Source organism: Pseudoflavonifractor gallinarum (assembly GCF_014982855.1).
GTDB lineage: Bacteria > Bacillota > Clostridia > Oscillospirales > Oscillospiraceae > Pseudoflavonifractor_A > Pseudoflavonifractor_A gallinarum.
This window is the reverse complement of record NZ_JADCKF010000001.1, coordinates 118,704-135,329: the sequence shown is the minus strand read 5'-3', so window position 1 is coordinate 135,329 and position 16,626 is coordinate 118,704. Positions and strand designations below refer to the sequence as shown.

Sequence of the window (16,626 nt, the reverse complement as noted above, 5' to 3'; positions counted from 1 at the left end):
GATATAGATAAAGGATGATAGTATGCGCGCAGTTGTGACACGAGTGAAAAACGCCTCCGTCGAGATCGACGGCCGGGTCAACGGCTCCATCGATCAGGGCTTCCTGGTCCTGCTGGGTGTGGGCCCCAACGACACCGAGGCCCAGGCCGTCAAGATGGCTGATAAGGTCTGCGGCCTGCGGGTCTTTGAGGACGAGAACGGCAAGATGAACCGCAATCTGGAGGCGGTGGGGGGAAGCCTTCTGGTGGTCTCCCAGTTTACCCTCTACGCCGACACCAAGAGCCGCCGGCCCGGCTTCACTGGGGCCGCCAAGCCCGACATCGCCGTCCCTCTCTACGAGAAGTTCATGGCCGAGTGCGAAGGCAGAGGGTTTCACGTGGAACATGGCGAATTCGGCGCGGATATGCAAGTGTTCTCTCAGAACGACGGCCCCGTCACCATTCTCTTTGACACCGACCACATGTAATACGATCTCTGACTGAGGTGATTTCCATGGTAATCAAGACCATTTTGCTCCCCGCCGTGTCCACCAACTGCTATCTGGTGGCCGATGAGGCCAGCAAGCGCTGCGCCATCGTCGATCCCGGCGACCCCGATCCCCGCATCCTGTCCACCGTCCGTGCGGAGGGGTGGGAGGTGCAGTGCATCCTCCTGACCCACGCCCACTACGACCACACCATGGGCGTGCCTGCTCTGCGGCAGGAGCTGCCCGGCGTGCCCGTCTACGTCCACCCCGGCGATGCGGAGATGCCCAAGCCCTTTTTCCGCATCGAGGAGATGGGGGAGCTGACCTTCTACCAGGACGGAGACCACGTGCAGGTGGGCAGGGTGGACCTGGAGGTCCTCCACACCCCCGGCCACACCCAGGGCTCGGTGGTCCTGCGGGCGGGGGATACCCTGCTCACCGGCGACACCCTCTTCAAGGGCTCCATGGGCCGCACCGACCTGCCCGGGGGAAGTTATGACGCGATGCGCGCCTCCCTCCGCCGCCTGGGCGGACTGGAAGGGGACCTGACCGTCCTGCCCGGCCACATGGACCCCTCCACGCTGGACCATGAGCGCAAATACAACTACTATCTGAAGGAGGCGATGAAGGAAGACTGACTCTGTTTCCCGGGAAACAAAGTCCCTTCCGTCCCTCTTATGCATCTGACCTTACAAGGACATGACTACCGATATGCCGCCGAGCAGATGATGCTCACCCTCTTTCCGGAGGAGCGGCCCGACTATACCCCCGCCCCCGAGGGGGCAAACGCGGTTCTCCTCACCCTTACCCCTCAGGGGGACACCCTGCACGCCCGGGCCGTCCTGCGCTGGCAGGGGAAGGAGACCGTGGGTGAGGACTCCGCCCCGGTCCCCGGTGGGGAAGATCCCCTGGTCCGGGACCGGGTGTGCCAGCGTATCCTGAAGCTGGCCTTCTACCGGGCCGGGGTGGCCGCCCTGGGCCACGAGCCCCCCTGGGGGGCCCTCACCGGCGTGCGCCCGGTCAAGATCCCCACCCGCGCCATGGAGCGGGGAGCCACGCCCCAAGAGGCCGAGCGGGAGCTGCGGGAGACCTACCGGGTCTCCCCGGGCCGGGCCTCCCTGGCCCTGGACTGCGCCCAGGCCAGCCTGCGGGCCAAGCAGAGCCTGCGGGAGGACGAGGTATCCCTCTACATCGGCATCCCCTTCTGTCCCACCCGGTGCGCCTACTGCTCCTTTGTCTCGGCCGACGTGGGCCGGACCCTCAAGCTCCTCTCGCCCTTTCTGGAGGTCCTCCTCCAGGAGGTGGACGCCACGGCGGAGGAACTGCGCCGGGCCGGGTACGCCGTGCGCTCCCTCTACGTGGGGGGCGGCACCCCCACCACCCTGAGCGCCCCTCAGCTGGATCTGCTGCTGGGCCGGGTGGAGGAGCGCTTTGACCTCTCCCGCTGTACGGAATACACGGTGGAGGCGGGGCGGCCCGACACCATCACCGCGGAAAAGCTCGCCGTCCTGCGCCGCCGGGGGGTACAGCGGGTGTCGGTCAATCCCCAGACCATGCAGGACGCCGTCCTCGCCGCCATGGGCCGGGCCCACACCGCCGCCGACATCCTGCGCTCCTTTGAGCTGGTGCGCGCCTCGGGCATCCCCTGCGTGAACATGGACCTCATCGCCGGACTGCCCCAGGACACGCCGGAGGGCTTCCGCGCCTCCCTGGACCAGGTCCTGGCGCTGGATCCGGAGAATGTGACCGTCCACACTCTGGCCCTCAAGAAGGGCTCCCGCCTGATGGGGGACGGCACGGAGGAGAGCCCCGTTCTCCCCACGGCGGAGGATGTGGACGCCATGCTCTCCTACGCGTGGAAGACCCTGCGCGCCCATGGGCAGGTGCCCTACTATCTCTACCGGCAGAAATACATGTCCGGCTCCTTTGAAAATGTGGGCTGGGCCAAGCCGGGTTGGGAAAGTCTCTACAATATCTGCATGATGGAGGAGCTCCACACCATACTATCTCTTGGAGGGGGCGGCGTGACCAAGCTGGTCCACCCCCGCACCGGGCGCATCGAGCGCATCGCCAATCCGAAATATCCCCACGAGTACGTGGACAGTCTGGAAAAGCTTCTGCGCGGCAAACATCAGGCCGCCGACTTCCTGCTCCAACTGCGTCAGGGGGAGTGATCCCCCCGGAAAGGAGGCTTTATGGCCTATTCCCTCACGGAGATTCGGACGCGCACCCGACACGATCCCGCTGCCTTTCTGGCCGAGTGTGACGAGGCCTACCAGGAGCGCATCCGCCACGCGGCCGACGTCATCGTCCAGCGCATGGAGAAGAGCCCCATCGTGCTCCTCTCCGGCCCGTCGGGCTCCGGCAAGACCACCTCCGCCCTCAAGCTGGAGGAGGAGCTGGAGCGCCGGGGTGTGAACACCCACACGGTCTCGCTGGACAATTACTTTCACCCCCCCAGCCATCCCGCCGCGCCCCGCACCCCGGAGGGGGACATCGACTTTGAATCCCCCCAGCTGCTGGACATGGCCCTGCTGGACGAGACCTTCACCCGCCTCTCCCGGGGGGAAGAGGTCACCATCCCCCGGTTTGAGTTCTCCCGCCAGATGCGCAATGACGCCAAGGGCTGGCCCCTCCACCTCCGGGACAACGAGGTGGCCATCTTTGAGGGCATCCACGCGTTGAACGACGACATCGCCGGGCGCCATCCGGAGGCCACCGCCCTCTACGTCTCAGCCCGCTCCAACGTGCTGGAGGACGGGGCGGTCCGCTTCAAGGGCACCTGGATGCGCATTACCCGCCGGGCCGTGCGGGACTGCAACTTCCGGGGCACCGACCTCACCGACACCCTGTCCATGTGGCACAACGTCCGCCGGGGAGAGAAGCGGTATATTTCCCCCTACAAGGGCCGGGCCCACATCGTGGTGGACTCCTCGCTGCCCTATGAGGCGGCGGTCTTCGCCAATTACACCGCCCCGCTGGCCCAGGCTCTGGAGAGTCTGCCCCCCAGCAATCCCCGCTGGAAGGAGCTCCACGACCTGCTGGATGCCTTCCGGTGGTTTGAGCCCATCGACCCCGCGCTGGTCCCGCCCAGCTCCCTCATCCGGGAGTTTATCGGCGGCGGGACCTACCGATACAAGTGATCCCCATTTACCTGGAGAAATACAAGAAAGAAGGAACATGACCCATGTCTGAATGCACCCACAACTGCTCCTCCTGCGGCGAGAGCTGCTCGGAGCGCACCAGTCCCCAGAGCTTCCAGGTCCCGTCCCATGAGCTCTCCCACGTCAAGAAGGTCATCGCCGTGGTCAGCGGAAAGGGCGGCGTCGGCAAGAGCCTGGTGACCTCCTCTCTAGCCTGCGCCATGGCCGGCCTGGGCAAGAAGGTCGGCATCCTGGACGCCGACATCACCGGCCCCTCCATCCCCAAGGCCTTCGGCATCCACACCCGGGCCGCGGGCAGCGAGCTGGGCATCTACCCCGAGACCTCCAAGGGCGGGGTGGAGGTGATGAGCCTCAACCTCCTCACCGAGAATGAGACCGACCCCGTCATCTGGCGCGGTCCGGTCATCGCCGGCACTGTCAAGCAGTTCTGGACCGATGTCATCTGGGGCGAGCTGGACTATCTCTTCGTGGATATGCCTCCCGGAACCGGTGACGTGCCCCTGACTGTGTTCCAGTCCCTGCCCGTGGACGGGATCATCATGGTCACCTCTCCTCAGGATCTGGTGAGCATGATCGTCACCAAGGCCGTCAAGATGGCCGAGATGATGCACATTCCCGTGCTGGGCCTGGTGGAGAACTACAGCTACTTCCAGTGCCCTGACTGCGGCAAGCAGCACGCCATCTTCGGCGAGAGCCACATCGACGCCGTGGCCACTGAGCACGGCCTGAAGGTGCTGGCCCGTCTGCCCATCGATCCCAAGCTGGCCGCCGCCTGCGACCAGGGCGAGATCGAGTCCTTCCAGCCCAACTACCTCTCCGAGGTGGCCGGGATGCTCACCCAGATGTAAAAGCCCCTCTTTTTCAAGAAAAGCCGCGGCCCGCGATCGTATGATCGCGGGCCGCGGTTCTATTTTTATCGTGTTTGTTTTAAATCCCGGCCAGCACACCGGCCAGAGTGACGGCATAATCGGGCAGGGTATCCAGAGGGGCCCGCTCATCCACCGAATGGGCGTCCAGGATGTCGGGACCCGCGCTCACCATCACCATACCGGGGGCCTTTTCTCCCAGGACGGAAGGCTCCAGCCCCACATGGACGGCGGTCACTTCCATTTTCCGCCCCACGGCCTCCTGATAGCTCTGACAGAGCACCTGGATCAGGCGGCTCTGGGGATCGCCCGGCCAGCCAGGGTAGTAGGAGATCTCCCGCAGGGTGAAGCCCGCCTGGGCCGCCGCCGCGTCGTGCATGGGGAAGAGGATCGCTTCCTCCTCCCGCCGGGCACAGCGGATGAAGGCCAGCACTGCCGCTTCCTCCCCCCGGAGCTGGACGGCCGCCACATTGGCCGATGCCCCCACCACATTCGGAAAGGCCGGGTGCATGGCGTATACCCCGTGGAAGAGCCCCGCGGCCAGGCCGCACACCGCCCGGACGGTCTCGCCGCTCCACACCTGCTCCGGACAGGGCACGGGCTCCACCTCCACCCGGGCATGGGGGTCGCTTTCGCCGTAACGCCGGGTAATCTCCGCCCTCAGGGCGGCCACCTGCTCCTGTAAAAGCCCCTCCTGTCCGGCCGGAAGGACCAGCACCGCCTGGGCCGAGGCGGGAATGGCGTTGTGGGCCGAGCCGCCGGAGAACTCGGCTACCTCCCAGTCCGCCGCCCGATCCTGGAGGAAGGACGCCAGGGTCTGCACCGCGTTGAGCCGTCCCCGGTGGATGTCGTCCCCCGAGTGGCCACCGGTGCCGCCGGTCAGAGCAATGTGCCAGCCCTCCGTCCCGGTGGCCGCTCGCCGATCCAGGGTACGGACATAGGTCTCCCGCCGGCCCCCGGCCGAACCGGCAATGGCCCGGCCGAAGTGGAACCCATCCGTGTTCAATAGGCCGTAGGCCCCCGCCAGCCAGCTGGGGTCCACCTGGGCCGCCCCCTTGAGGCCCACCTCCTCACTGACCGTGAACAGGAGGCGCAGGGGGCCGTGCTCCACGCCCTGCGCCAGCAGGTAGAGGACCACGGCGTTCCCCAAATTATTGTCCGCCCCCAGGGTGGAATTGCCGTCGGTGCGCACAAAGCCGTCCCGCACCACCACCCGGGGCGGGTCTCTGCGGGGATCAAACCCGCTGCCCGGGCGGACGGTGCACACCATGTCCATGTGTCCCTGGAGGATGAGAAGGGGAGACTCCTCCCGGCCGGGCGTGGCGGGTACGTCCGCCATCACGTTCCCCGCCCGGTCCCGGACGGGGGAGAGGCCCAGTCCCTCCAGCCGCTCCACCAGATAGCGGCTCTCCGCCTCCTCCTGTCCGGACCCGTGGGGCCGGGCGGAGAGGCCCTGAAATTCCTCCAAAATACCCGCAATGACGGCCTCCCGGCCGCCCAAGTACTCCAATCTTGTCATATGTAACCGTCCTTTCTATGGTCCCCCTGCCTCAGAGCAGGACTTCCCAGGCGCCCAGCAGCACCAGCAGGCCGCCCGAGAGGGGAAGGGCATACCGCCCCAGCAGCCGCTCCGCCGCACCGCAGCCCAGCCGGTGTCCCAGGGGAAGTGCCACCAGTGTCACCAGAAAATTGCTTCCCGCCGCCGCCAGGGTGGGGATCCCGGCTGCGCCGGCTGCCACGCCCGCACCCGCGTTGTTTACCGCCAGCGCGGCCGCCAGCGAGACCCAACCCGCCAGCCCGGGCGACGACGGCTCTTCTTCCGCCGCCTCAGTGCGCCCCCGCAGGTAATCCAGTAAAAACCAGCATCCAATGCCCACCAGGGCCAGCCCGCCCAGCACTTCCGCCGTCTCCGGGGGGAGCACTGCGGTGGCCGCGTTCCCCAGCAGCAGCGAGAGGGCTGTGATGAGGGTAGTCACTCCCGCCAGCACCAGCGAGGGCCCGGGCGAGATGGAGAGCCCGCGCCCCCCATAGGCTGCCGCCAGCAGCACCGTGTCCAAATTACAGGCCAGCGCAAAACAAATCGCGCCGGTCAACGCCGTCCATAGCTTCATATCGAGCCTCCTTTTCCCCCATCCTATGGAAGGTTGGGGAAAAGGGTGCTCTGTTGTTCTCTTAATGCGGCTCCACCCGAAATTCCACCTGGGTCAGATATGGCCCATTACGGTGTATCTTCCCGGTCCTCCTGGGAGCGGAGCAGCCGCAGGGAAAAGTTTCCCTTATAACTGTTCCCCTCGATCCGGACGATCAGGTCCTTTTTTCCACACACATCCACACAAAAAGAGGCATCCTCCAGTTCCGACCAGCAGTAGAGCACGGTCCCGTCCCGTTCCCGCAATTCCAGGTCCAAATTTCCGGCCTGCGTCTTTACCTGGACCACCAGCACATCATAGCCCCCCGCGGCCGGCCGGAAGCGGCGCCACAACAGCCCAGAAAAATAAGAATACCGCCCTGTCCATCGGTCCCGCCAGCCCCAGCAGCCGCCTACGCACAGAGAGGCGCCGCCGCTCAGGACCCCGACCCGCCAGAGCACCAGCAGCACTGCGGCGACCACCCCAACGCTCAGTACCCATTCCATTTCTTTTCCTCCCCCTTGGCTTTACACCTTCTGTAAGGTCTATCATCGAATCTGTTCCATAGGCTTTATGATACCCTGTACCGCACCAAACCGCAAGGAGCAAGCCTTTCCTTTTGGCCCCTTCCGCAGCACATAGGCCCTGTCCTAGCAGAAAGAGAATACCGGAGCCGCACGGAAAATCCGTGCGGCTCCGGCCGTTTTTCTATGGATTTTACCCCAGGGAAGCAGCCGGTTTACTCGGCCGCCACCGCCCGCTGGGCCTCATAGAGGGCAGCATACCGGCCACCCCGGGCCAGCAGTTCCTCATGGGTGCCCTCCTCGGCGATACCGCAGCCGTCGATGACCAGAATACGGTTGGCGCTGCGGATGGTGGAGAGCCGGTGGGCGATGATGAGGGTGGTGCGCCCCTTGGCCAGCTCGTCAAAGGCCGACTGGATGCGGTGCTCCGTGACGCTGTCCAGAGCGGACGTGGCCTCATCCAGAATCAGGATGGGGGGATTTTTCAGGAAGATACGGGCGATGGAGATACGCTGCTTCTGTCCGCCCGAAAGCATGACGCCCCGCTCACCCACATAGGTGTTGAGGCCGTCGGGCATCTCCAGAATGTCCTCATAGATCTCAGCCCGGCGGGCGGCCTCGATGACCTCCTCCTCGGTGGCGTCGGGCCGTCCGTAGCGGATGTTGTCGTAAATGGTCCCCGCAAAGAGGAACACATCCTGCTGTACGATGCCGATGTTCTCCCGCAGGGAGCGCTGCTGAAGCTCGCGCACGTCCCGGCCATCCAGGAGGATGCGCCCCTCAGTCACGTCGTAGAAGCGGGGGATGAGCTGGCACAGGGTGGACTTTCCGCCGCCGGAGGGGCCCACCACCGCCACGGTCTCCCCCGGATGGACGTGGAGGGAGACTCCCTCCAGCACGGCGGGGGAGGTGCTCTCGTACCGGAAGGTGACGTCCTCCACCCGGATGTCGCCCGCCACCGGGGCGGAGGCACCCAGCTCCACCGCGTCGGGGGCATCCTGGATCTCAGGCTCCAGCCGCATGAGGTCCACAAAGCGCTTGAACCCGGCGGTGCCCTGCATGAGCATCTCCATAAAGGCCGACAGCTTGCGGATGGGGCTGATGAAGGTGGTCACATAGAGGGAGAAGGTGGTCAGTGTGATGAAGTCCATCTCCCCCTGCATGATGAGGATGCCGCCGTAGGCGATGACCAGCACCGGCAGGATGCCCATGGCAAACTCCATTCCAGAGAAATAGATGGCCATCGTGCGGTAATAGCCCCGCTTTGCGTTGCGGTAGCGGTCGTTGGCCGCCTCAAACTTGGCCCGCTCGGTGTCCTCATTGGCAAAGGCCTTCGCGGTGCGCATGCCCGAGATGCAGGACTCCACCTCGCCGTTGATGCCTGCCAGCTTCTGCTTGACCTGGGTGGAGGAGCGCATCATCCGCTTGCGCTGGAACACGGAGAACAGCAGGAAGACCGGCACCACCACAAAGACGGCCAGCGCCAGCTTCCACTGCATATTCAGCATCACCACAAAGGCCCCCAGCAGGGTCACGGCCGAGATGAACATATCCTCGGGGCCGTGGTGGGCCAGCTCGGCGATCTCAAAGAGATCGCCGGTGACCCGGCTCATCAGGTGGCCGGTGCGGTTCTTGTCATAGAAGGAAAAGGAGAGGGTCTGCATATGGGCAAAGAGGTCCCGGCGGATGTCCGCCTCAATACGCACGCCCATCAGGTGGCCCCAATAGGTGACGATAAAGCTCAGCCCGGCCTTGAGCACATAGGCCAGGATGAGGATGGCCATGACGGCGAAAAAGGTGGCGAACAGCCGGTCGGGCAGCAGGGTCTGCATGGCCCAGCGGGATACCTGGGGGAAGGACAGATCCACCGCGGCAATGCCCAGGGCACAGATCATATCCAGCAGGAAGAGGGCCATATGGGGCCTGTAATAGGACGCGAACAGGCTCAGATACCCCCGTTCCCGGAATGCTTTGGGTGACATGATATTCCTCCTCATTCTCAATTGAATCGAAATCAGTATAGGACAAGGGGGGATATTTTGTCAATTTTGAGTGGACTTTTTATTTACAAATGCTGGTCCAAAACAGTATAATAAAATTTGCGTGAATTTTTAGGTATCTCATAGGAGGAGATCTGCTTGAGCAGTTTTTTTCAAAATCTGTTGATCGTCATTGGACAGGTGGGGACGCTTTTTCTGCTGATGAGCGTTGGCTATCTGCTGGCCAAACTGGGAAAGCTCACCCCCGAGGCGCTGCCCCAGCTCTCATTCCTTTTGCTGTATGTGGTGACGCCCTGTATCATCATTGACTCCCTCCAGGTGGAATATGACCCGGCGCTGCTGCACGACATGGTCTTTTCCTTTGGTCTGGTCATCCTCAGTTATCTGGTCCTGGCTCTGCTCTGCCAGTGCTTTTTCCGCCGGCAGGACTTGGACCGCCGGGACACTCTCCGTTTTGCCGTCATCTTCGGCAACACCGGCTTTATGGGCTTCCCCCTCATGTCCGCCATCTTGGGGGACGGAAGCCTGGTGTACTCCATGCCGGTCTTTGTGGCCTTCAACCTGCTGGTGTGGACCTACGGCGTCTACCTTATGGGCGGCCCCAGCCGCTTCTCGGTGAAAAAGGTCCTGCTCAGCCCGCCCATCCTGGGCATTCTCATTGCGCTGCCCCTCTTCTTTGCGGAGATCCGCCTGCCCTCCCCGGTAGGCAATACCATCGGCTATCTGGCCGATCTGAACACCCCTCTGGCCATGCTGGTTATCGGCGCTCAGATGGCGGCCGCCGACCTGCCCGCCACCTTCCGCAACACCCGGCTCTACCTGGGCGCCGTCATCAAGCTGGTGGTGGCTCCCGTCCTGACGGCCCTGATCCTGCTGCCCTTCCACCTTAACCCCATCAGCTTTGTCGCCGTGGTGATCCTGTCCGGTGTGCCCACGGCCGGCGTCACGGCCATGTTTGCCGAGCAGTTTGACCGGGACACCGAGAGCGCGGCTCAGATCGTCACCCTCTCCACCCTCCTCTCCATCATTACCCTTCCGGTAGTGGCGGTCGTGGCGGAGCGGATCGCCGGTCTCTAAGGCCCAGCCCCAGAACCACATCAAAAAAGCGGGTCTGCATCAGCAGACCCGCTTTTTTTACCCGCCGCCGGGGAGGGGGCGTCCCAGTGCCAGCCAGAGGGCCAGCCCTCCCTGGAGTATCAGGATGGCAGGGAGTCCGTAACGAAAGTACCAGTGCTTGGTCTTGTGCCGGAAGACCTGCATCCCCACGATCCCGCCCAGGGCGCCCCCCAGAAGGGCCAGGAGGAAAAAGGTCCGCTCCCGCACCCGCCACTCGCCCCGCCGGGCCCGCCGTTTATCCCAACCCATCAGGGCAAATTCCACCAGATTGACTACCACCAGGGCGGCCAGTACTGCGCGCCACATAGGCATTCCTCCTTTGGCCGACAGTATACCCGCTTTTTTCTCCCCGGTCAATTCCGTATTGGGGGGAACTTTTTCCCCGCCCCGCCGTCTAATGGGGCAGAACACATTCTGACACACTCTCTAGGAGGCGTTTTATCATGGCTCACACCCTGTTCCGCCGTCTGGCCCCTCTGGGCCTGGCGCTCACCCTTGCCGTCCCCGCGCTGGCCGCCGGGATGGACGCCTTTGTCCCGGACGGGACCTATCCGGGCTTTTCCGACGTATCCGCCGGGGCCTGGTATGCCGCCGACGTGGAGCAGGCCGTGAAGCTGGGCCTGATGAAGGGCAAGGGAGACGGCCGCTTTGATCCTCAGGGCCAACTCTCCGCTGCTGAGGCCATCACCATGGCCGCCCAGGTCCATTCCGCCTACACCGGGCAGAGCTTTACCCCCGGCGGCTCCCCCTGGTATGAGAACGCGGTGGACTACGCCGAGGAAAACGGCCTCATCCTGCGCAAGGAGTTCTCCGATTACAGCGCGCCCATCACCCGCTCGGATATGGCAGGTATCTTTGCCTACGCCCTGCCGGTGGAGGAGCTCCCCCGGATCAACCGGGTGGCCTCCATCCCCGATGTGACCTCCTCCACTGCCCACGCCGGGGCTATTTATCTCCTCTATAACGCCGGGGTACTGGCCGGAACGGGGGAGGGCACCTTCTCCCCGGATGCCCCCATCGACCGCTCCAGCGCCGCCGCCATCCTCAACCGTCTGGCCCTGCCGGAGAGCCGGGTGACCTCCGCCCTGGACACCCCCGCCGCCGGGACCACCGTGGAAAATACCGACGGCGCCTTCCGCCTCACCTTCGGCGCGGGGAACTGGGAAGAGGTCCAGCAGGACGGAGCTGCCGGTCTCACCTTCACCGACCAGAACGGCACGCTGAAGGCCCTCTCCTTTGCCAAATCCGGCCAGAATGCCGCCACGCTGGCTGACTTCTCGGTCTCCCGGCTCACCGCGCTGCGGGACGCCCTGGGCGGTGTGGAGCTGCTGGAGCAGCCCGACGTCATCCTCTTCCGGGGTCTGCCCGCTGTATTCTATCGTTATCAGGAGGGAACGACTGTGTACACCGTGTTTTCCGTGGAAAACTCCAATTCCTATGTAGAGCTCACCCTGGCCGCCCCGGCCGGGTCGGAGGACGCCTATCCCGCCCTGCTCCACACAGCCTATACGCTGGATCTGGCCCTGTAAAAGTCCGCTTAGGGCTTGTTATGAAATAGCGTTTTAAAAAACCGTTGCCGGGAACTGTGTAATATCAGTTCCCGGCAACGGTTTTCATATACCTATTTTCAATTGAGAAGTCGAAAACGCTATCCCTTGCGGCAGGCGGCCCTTTTTAGTCGTCGCTCAGATAGTAGGGCTTCATGAGGCTGGAGGAGAGCTCGGTGGAGTCCTTCACCCCATCGGTGCGCAGCTCCACCTCGCGGGGACGGCCGGGGCCCTTGCCGCGGCCATTGCGCTTCTTTTTCCCGCCGCCCAGCACGTCCAGGGCCTTGGCCGGCATGCTCTTCTTCTGGGCGGGGCGGGCCTGCTTCTCCTCCTTGGGGGAGTGGGACGGGCGCTTCTCCTGCCCGTTCTCCTCTCCCGCGGGGCGGGGAGACTTGCTCCGGCGGGCTGGGCGCTCCTTGCGGGGCTGCTCCTTGCTCTGGAACATCCGGGGCCGGGGGGCCAGCAGGCGGGCGGTGGCGTCCATAATGACATCTCCGGCCAGGGGATCGGTATGGTGGAACTCCTCCTCCCGGCGGTTCCCACTCTCCCGGACAGGACGGGCGGGCGCGGTGGCGGTGAGCGCCTCCTCCAGAGTAGCGCTGGCACGGTAGCCGCGGGCACGCTTCTTCCGGGCCGGAGTCTGCTCCGCCGAAACCGTCGGGGCGGGACGCTCTCCCTTCTTTTTGGGGGCAGGAGCGGGCTCTGCCGCCTGGGCCTTCTGGGCGGCCTTGGCCTTGCGCTCTTCGGCGGCGGCCTTGTTGGCCGCGTCCCGGGCACGGCGGCGCTCCTTGGCGGCCGCCCGGGCCTCGGCATCCTCCGGATTCACCGGGCGCCCCTTCTTGTCCCGGGGCAGAGGCTCAAAGACCTCCATTGGCCAGGGGTGATCCTCCACCACCGGGATGGAGCGGCCCATGAGCTTTTCGATGCCCTTGAGCTCATCCTTCTCATTGATGTCGCAGAAGGAGACGGCGGTGCCGCCGTGACCGGCCCGGCCGGTACGGCCGATGCGGTGGACATAGGTCTCTGGCACATCGGGGAGGTTATAGTTGAACACGTGGGAGAGCTCCTCGATGTCCAGGCCCCGGGCGGCGATGTCGGTGGCCACCAGCACCTTGACCCGGCCGCTCTTGAAGTCGGAGAGGGCCTGCTGCCGGGCGGTCTGGCTCTTGTTGCCGTGGATGGCGGCGGCGGTGATGCCGCTCTTCTGGAGATCTCCGGCCACTTTGTTGGCCCCATGCTTGGTGCGGGTAAAAACCAGGGCGTTCTTCACATTGCCCGCCATGAGCAGGGAGGAGAGGAGTTTGGTCTTATTGCCCCGGTCCACATAGTAGAGCTTCTGGTCGATGACCTCCACCGGGGAGGAGACCGGGTCCACCGCCACCCGGGCCGGGTCGTGAAGGAGGGAGTCCACCAGCTCGGTGATCTCGGCGGGCATGGTGGCCGAGAAGAAGAGGGTCTGCTTGCGCGGGGGAAGCCACTTGAGGATCTTCTTCACATCGTGGATAAAGCCCATATCCAGCATCCGGTCGGCCTCATCCAGAACAAAGATCTCCAGGCCGGAGAAGTCCAGCAGCTTCTGCTGGTAGAGGTCGGCCAGACGGCCGGGGGTGGCCACCAGGATGTCCACACCCTTGCGCAGCCGCTCCACCTGGGGAGCCTGGCCAACGCCGCCGAAGATCACGGTGGAGCGCAGCTTCAGATGCTTGCCGTAGGCCTCAAAGCTCTCCTGGATCTGGAGCGCCAGCTCCCGGGTGGGGGTGAGGATCAGGGCACGGATGGGCCGGCCCTGGACGGACTCGGCGTTGAGCCGCTGGAGGATGGGGGTGGCAAAGGCGCAGGTCTTGCCGGTGCCGGTCTGGGCGCAGCCCAGTACGTCCCGCCCGGTGAGGGCCGGCGGGATGGCCTTTTCCTGGATGGGGGAGGGGCGCTCATACCCCAGTTCGGCCAGGGCCCCCAGGATGGGCTCGATGAGGCCGAGTTCACGGAATGTCATGTGTCTCGAAATCCTTTGCAATTTATTCTCTCCAGAGCGCTGTGCTGCCCCGGTACGCACCTGCGCCCGCCGGACAAGACCAGCGGGCGCAGATGTGGAAAGTCTATGATTCAGTATATCATATTTCTTTGGAAATACAAGTGGATTTCCCCGAATGCGGGCCCTGGATATACGTTTAAACGGCCCCGGTTCCGGACGAAGCGCCGTAGGTCTTTCCGTCCTCCAGGCAGTGCAGACGCAGGCGGAAATCCCCCCAATTCCGGGCCAGTGTCTCCAGGTCGGCGCGCGTGCTCCGGACCCAGATGCTGCACACCCCGTGGGCAGCGATGGCGGCGCGGTGGGCGGCACGGACCGCCTCTCCGTCCAGAGAGGGGAGCACCACCGGGCAGCAGCTCCAGCCCCACAGGATCTCCTCCTGGGGCACGCCTTGCTCCAGTAGATAGGATACCGCCCGGGGCACTGCCGCGGCGGCTTCCACCACCACGGCGCACAGGCTGGCCGGAACGGCCAGCACCACATTGCCCCGCGCTCCGCCGGCGTTTTCCCCATAGGCCAGTGCCCAGGCGCCGTCCGCCTCCTGCAGGCCCACCAGCCCCTCACGGGAGGTAAAGCTCTCCGAGGCCAGCACCGGGTCGTCGCACAGGATCTCCACAGTGGGGACCTGCTCCTCGCCCAACCTCTGCTGGGACACGTTTACGATGGCTTTCCCGCCATAGAGTCCCTCGGTCAGCGTCCGGGCGGAACTCCATCCGCCGGGGACCTCTTTCCCGGCGTCCAGAACGCTGCCCTCCAGGCGGCAGTGGTTGGCGGGGCTGTTCTCACACAGCACGGCAAAGGCCGCGCGGGCACACTCCAAGCTGGTCATATTCGTCACCTCACATCAGATTCCGAGAAAGCTCCGCTCCAGCGTGTCATAACCCAGACGGCCGGAGGAGAAGGCATGTCCCGTGCGGAGATTGTGGAAATTGATCTTGCAGGGGGCGTCCCAGTCCCGGGGGACATGGGCCCAGTTGTGCCCGCTGCGGGCAAAAAGCTCCTCAAAGGAGACGCCGTAGATGTCCTGGTTCTTGTCAAAGGTCAGATCAGGGAGGATGCGCTCAATCTCCTCATCGGTGCAGTCCACCCAGAGATTGGTCTCCTGCCCATAGATCAGGCAGTCGTTGACCCGGCCGTAGGCCACATACTCGTCGGCCACCGCGCCGAAGATGGGGGCACTCCCCGAGGCCTGCACCACACAATCCGTATTAAAGCCCCGGTCCAGCAGGGTGGGGAAGGTCTGCTCCACGTTGCGGGCGCAGACCTGTACCGCTCCGGCCAGAGTCCCGGTCCGGGCGGCCAGCAGATAGAGGCCCGAGGGATCAATGCCGATCTCCCCGGCCAGCTGGGTGGTCATCTCCTCTCCAGGCAGTTCTGTGGTCTGGAGATGGGCCACCGCCCGGGCGGTACAGGGGTCCCGGTAGGGCGTGGCGCGGGCATAGGCATCCATGCCCCCGATGGCCCGGAAGGGGCCGGAGAAAGTGGTGCGCACCCCATGGTAGTTCATCACATAGATGGCGTCGTGGCAGGAGAGCTCGGCCACCGCGGGGCGGTCCACCGTAATGGTGGCGGCGGGGACCAGATGCTCCCCGATCCACATGGTGGTAAAGTCCAGCCGGCCCAGACCGCCCAGGCAGCTCTCGGTAAAGAGCTTGCCCGCACGCCAGCCCGCCTTTTCCTCCACGCCCATGTCGATGACCGTGGCACCGTTGGCCAGGGTGTGGGCCCGCACCTGGAGCTGTTCCTGGTGGGGAAGGATCTCCTCCTCCACCATGGCCAGGGCCCGTTGATTGATGGAAAAATCCAAATGAAAACCTCCTTTTTGATCCGGGGTCCTTTTGGTTCTTCTATTAGTAGTATTATTCTACTATCGAGATAGTACCACACCTCTCCGTTGTTATCAATAGCAAATTATCTTATTTTAAAATTGAATTTGTATAGTTTGTCTATTCCATGTCAAAAAAGGACCGCGCCCCCCGCTTCCAGGGAACGCGGTCTTCCTGATTCCAATTTGATTTACCAGCCCTTGCGCAGCACCTTGAGGGGCAGATACCCCTTGCGGTAATAGGATACCGCATGGCACACGATCTCCAGATCCCGGGAGTAGACAATGTCGTCCATCACCAGGAAGAGCTCTTCCGGTCCCACATGGAAGAGCTTCTGTAGGGCCTCGTCCGCCTGCATCACGTCGAAGGTGGACATGCTGTATGCCACCGACACACCGCAGCACTCCTTGAGGAAGAAAAAGCAGTTTTCCTCCCGCAGAACCTCAAACTGCTCCCGGTGTCCGGCGGCGATCTTGCCCTCTACATGGTCATTGGCAAAGGCCACCGGGGTGTCGTCGGCATAAAAGAGCTTTCCCACCTCCAGATAGGAGTCGGAGTTCTGCTCCAGCCCGGAGTCCTTGTCCTCCACAAAGCGCAGGGAAGTCACCTCATACCGGGGCTGACACCCCATTCGGGTGATCATCCGGATCAGACCCGGGTCGGTATCCATCCGGCACTCCCGGGCCACTTTGGGGTTGGCCAGGGTCCCCTTGCTGCGCTGACGGGTGACCAGCCCCATCTCCTCCAGCGAGGCCAATACATCCCGCAGAGCATTGCGGCTCACGCCCAGACGCTGGGCCAGCTGATCTTCACTGGGCAGCTTGAAGGGCTGGTCTGTTTCGTAGCCGCGGATGAAGTCAATGAGCGCCAACTTGGTCTTATAGGACAATTCCGCACTGTCCACCGGCGAAATGTGCAGTCCCTTCCGTGTACGCTCTTCCATATGGCTCCTCCTTTCG

At 64.0% G+C, this 16,626-nt stretch carries 16 protein-coding genes; 7 read left to right on the top strand and 9 right to left on the bottom strand.

What is annotated here, in order from left to right; genetic code table 11:
* Nucleotides 1–22: 22 nt before the first annotated feature.
* From dtd to INF37_RS00630, 5 genes are read left to right on the top strand one after another with little or no spacing between them, the layout of a single operon-like run.
* Complete coding sequence (dtd, locus tag INF37_RS00650) at nt 23–466, top strand: D-aminoacyl-tRNA deacylase (RefSeq protein WP_193535767.1); 444 nt, start codon at nt 23–25, stop codon at nt 464–466.
* A 26-nt stretch (nt 467–492) separates the two neighbouring features.
* Nucleotides 493–1,104, top strand: a complete 612-nt coding sequence (locus INF37_RS00645) for an MBL fold metallo-hydrolase (protein WP_193535765.1) — start codon at nt 493–495, stop codon at nt 1,102–1,104.
* A gap of 39 nt (nt 1,105–1,143) precedes the next feature.
* On the top strand, nt 1,144–2,640 hold the full coding sequence (gene hemZ / locus INF37_RS00640; protein ID WP_193535763.1) for a coproporphyrinogen dehydrogenase HemZ: 1,497 nt from the start codon (nt 1,144–1,146) through the stop codon (nt 2,638–2,640).
* A 21-nt stretch (nt 2,641–2,661) separates the two neighbouring features.
* Nucleotides 2,662–3,609 (top strand): uridine kinase family protein, encoded by a 948-nt coding sequence (locus INF37_RS00635; protein ID WP_193535761.1) that lies wholly within the window; start codon nt 2,662–2,664, stop codon nt 3,607–3,609.
* 44 nt (nt 3,610–3,653) lie between these two features.
* Entirely contained in the window at nt 3,654–4,478 is an 825-nt protein-coding gene (locus tag INF37_RS00630) for an Mrp/NBP35 family ATP-binding protein (RefSeq protein WP_101692494.1), read from the top strand.
* A gap of 79 nt (nt 4,479–4,557) precedes the next feature.
* Here INF37_RS00630 and INF37_RS00625 read toward each other — a convergent pair whose 3' ends face one another.
* The 4 genes from INF37_RS00625 to INF37_RS00610 form a co-directional block, all read right to left on the bottom strand.
* The gene (locus INF37_RS00625) at nt 4,558–6,015 is read right to left on the bottom strand and encodes a M20/M25/M40 family metallo-hydrolase (protein ID WP_193535759.1); all 1,458 of its coding nucleotides are present in this window, start codon (nt 6,013–6,015) and stop codon (nt 4,558–4,560) included.
* 31 nt (nt 6,016–6,046) lie between these two features.
* Nucleotides 6,047–6,607, bottom strand: a complete 561-nt coding sequence (locus tag INF37_RS00620; protein WP_193535757.1) for an MntP/YtaF family protein — start codon at nt 6,605–6,607, stop codon at nt 6,047–6,049.
* A 107-nt stretch (nt 6,608–6,714) separates the two neighbouring features.
* The gene (locus INF37_RS00615; protein WP_186963179.1) at nt 6,715–7,131 is read right to left on the bottom strand and encodes a hypothetical protein; all 417 of its coding nucleotides are present in this window, start codon (nt 7,129–7,131) and stop codon (nt 6,715–6,717) included.
* A 233-nt stretch (nt 7,132–7,364) separates the two neighbouring features.
* Nucleotides 7,365–9,131 (bottom strand): ABC transporter ATP-binding protein, encoded by a 1,767-nt coding sequence (locus INF37_RS00610; RefSeq protein WP_101692498.1) that lies wholly within the window; start codon nt 9,129–9,131, stop codon nt 7,365–7,367.
* 156 nt (nt 9,132–9,287) lie between these two features.
* On the opposite strand from INF37_RS00610, the gene INF37_RS00605 reads away from it, so the two are divergent.
* The gene (locus tag INF37_RS00605) at nt 9,288–10,226 is read left to right on the top strand and encodes an AEC family transporter (RefSeq protein WP_186963181.1); all 939 of its coding nucleotides are present in this window, start codon (nt 9,288–9,290) and stop codon (nt 10,224–10,226) included.
* Between the two features lie 57 nt (nt 10,227–10,283).
* Here INF37_RS00605 and INF37_RS00600 read toward each other — a convergent pair whose 3' ends face one another.
* Nucleotides 10,284–10,571 (bottom strand): DUF1294 domain-containing protein, encoded by a 288-nt coding sequence (locus INF37_RS00600; protein ID WP_193535755.1) that lies wholly within the window; start codon nt 10,569–10,571, stop codon nt 10,284–10,286.
* A gap of 137 nt (nt 10,572–10,708) precedes the next feature.
* Between INF37_RS00600 and INF37_RS00595 the strand changes: the two genes are divergently transcribed.
* Nucleotides 10,709–11,794, top strand: a complete 1,086-nt coding sequence (locus INF37_RS00595; protein ID WP_193535753.1) for an S-layer homology domain-containing protein — start codon at nt 10,709–10,711, stop codon at nt 11,792–11,794.
* A 145-nt stretch (nt 11,795–11,939) separates the two neighbouring features.
* Here the strand turns inward: INF37_RS00595 and INF37_RS00590 are convergent, their stop codons facing one another.
* The 4 genes from INF37_RS00590 to INF37_RS00575 form a co-directional block, all read right to left on the bottom strand.
* On the bottom strand, nt 11,940–13,805 hold the full coding sequence (locus tag INF37_RS00590; protein WP_193535751.1) for a DEAD/DEAH box helicase: 1,866 nt from the start codon (nt 13,803–13,805) through the stop codon (nt 11,940–11,942).
* A 175-nt stretch (nt 13,806–13,980) separates the two neighbouring features.
* Nucleotides 13,981–14,670, bottom strand: a complete 690-nt coding sequence (locus INF37_RS00585; protein ID WP_193535741.1) for a methenyltetrahydromethanopterin cyclohydrolase — start codon at nt 14,668–14,670, stop codon at nt 13,981–13,983.
* Nucleotides 14,671–14,685: 15 nt separating this feature from the next.
* Nucleotides 14,686–15,648 (bottom strand): methenyltetrahydromethanopterin cyclohydrolase, encoded by a 963-nt coding sequence (locus INF37_RS00580; protein ID WP_193535739.1) that lies wholly within the window; start codon nt 15,646–15,648, stop codon nt 14,686–14,688.
* A 209-nt stretch (nt 15,649–15,857) separates the two neighbouring features.
* The gene (locus tag INF37_RS00575; RefSeq protein ID WP_101692507.1) at nt 15,858–16,610 is read right to left on the bottom strand and encodes a GntR family transcriptional regulator; all 753 of its coding nucleotides are present in this window, start codon (nt 16,608–16,610) and stop codon (nt 15,858–15,860) included.
* Nucleotides 16,611–16,626 lie beyond the last annotated feature (16 nt).

Bases quoted from the DNA above. Each gene is read 5' to 3' on its own strand.
- dtd (WP_193535767.1), top strand. From the start codon at position 23: ATGCGCGCAGTTGTGACACGAGTGAAAAACGCCTCCGTCGAGATCGAC.
- INF37_RS00645 (WP_193535765.1), top strand. From the start codon at position 493: ATGGTAATCAAGACCATTTTGCTCCCCGCCGTGTCCACCAACTGCTAT.
- hemZ (WP_193535763.1), top strand. From the start codon at position 1,144: ATGCATCTGACCTTACAAGGACATGACTACCGATATGCCGCCGAGCAG.
- INF37_RS00635 (WP_193535761.1), top strand. From the start codon at position 2,662: ATGGCCTATTCCCTCACGGAGATTCGGACGCGCACCCGACACGATCCC.
- INF37_RS00630 (WP_101692494.1), top strand. From the start codon at position 3,654: ATGTCTGAATGCACCCACAACTGCTCCTCCTGCGGCGAGAGCTGCTCG.
- INF37_RS00625 (WP_193535759.1), bottom strand. From the start codon at position 6,015: ATGACAAGATTGGAGTACTTGGGCGGCCGGGAGGCCGTCATTGCGGGT.
- INF37_RS00620 (WP_193535757.1), bottom strand. From the start codon at position 6,607: ATGAAGCTATGGACGGCGTTGACCGGCGCGATTTGTTTTGCGCTGGCC.
- INF37_RS00615 (WP_186963179.1), bottom strand. From the start codon at position 7,131: ATGGAATGGGTACTGAGCGTTGGGGTGGTCGCCGCAGTGCTGCTGGTG.
- INF37_RS00610 (WP_101692498.1), bottom strand. From the start codon at position 9,131: ATGTCACCCAAAGCATTCCGGGAACGGGGGTATCTGAGCCTGTTCGCG.
- INF37_RS00600 (WP_193535755.1), bottom strand. From the start codon at position 10,571: ATGTGGCGCGCAGTACTGGCCGCCCTGGTGGTAGTCAATCTGGTGGAA.
- INF37_RS00595 (WP_193535753.1), top strand. From the start codon at position 10,709: ATGGCTCACACCCTGTTCCGCCGTCTGGCCCCTCTGGGCCTGGCGCTC.
- INF37_RS00590 (WP_193535751.1), bottom strand. From the start codon at position 13,805: ATGACATTCCGTGAACTCGGCCTCATCGAGCCCATCCTGGGGGCCCTG.
- INF37_RS00585 (WP_193535741.1), bottom strand. From the start codon at position 14,670: ATGACCAGCTTGGAGTGTGCCCGCGCGGCCTTTGCCGTGCTGTGTGAG.
- INF37_RS00575 (WP_101692507.1), bottom strand. From the start codon at position 16,610: ATGGAAGAGCGTACACGGAAGGGACTGCACATTTCGCCGGTGGACAGT.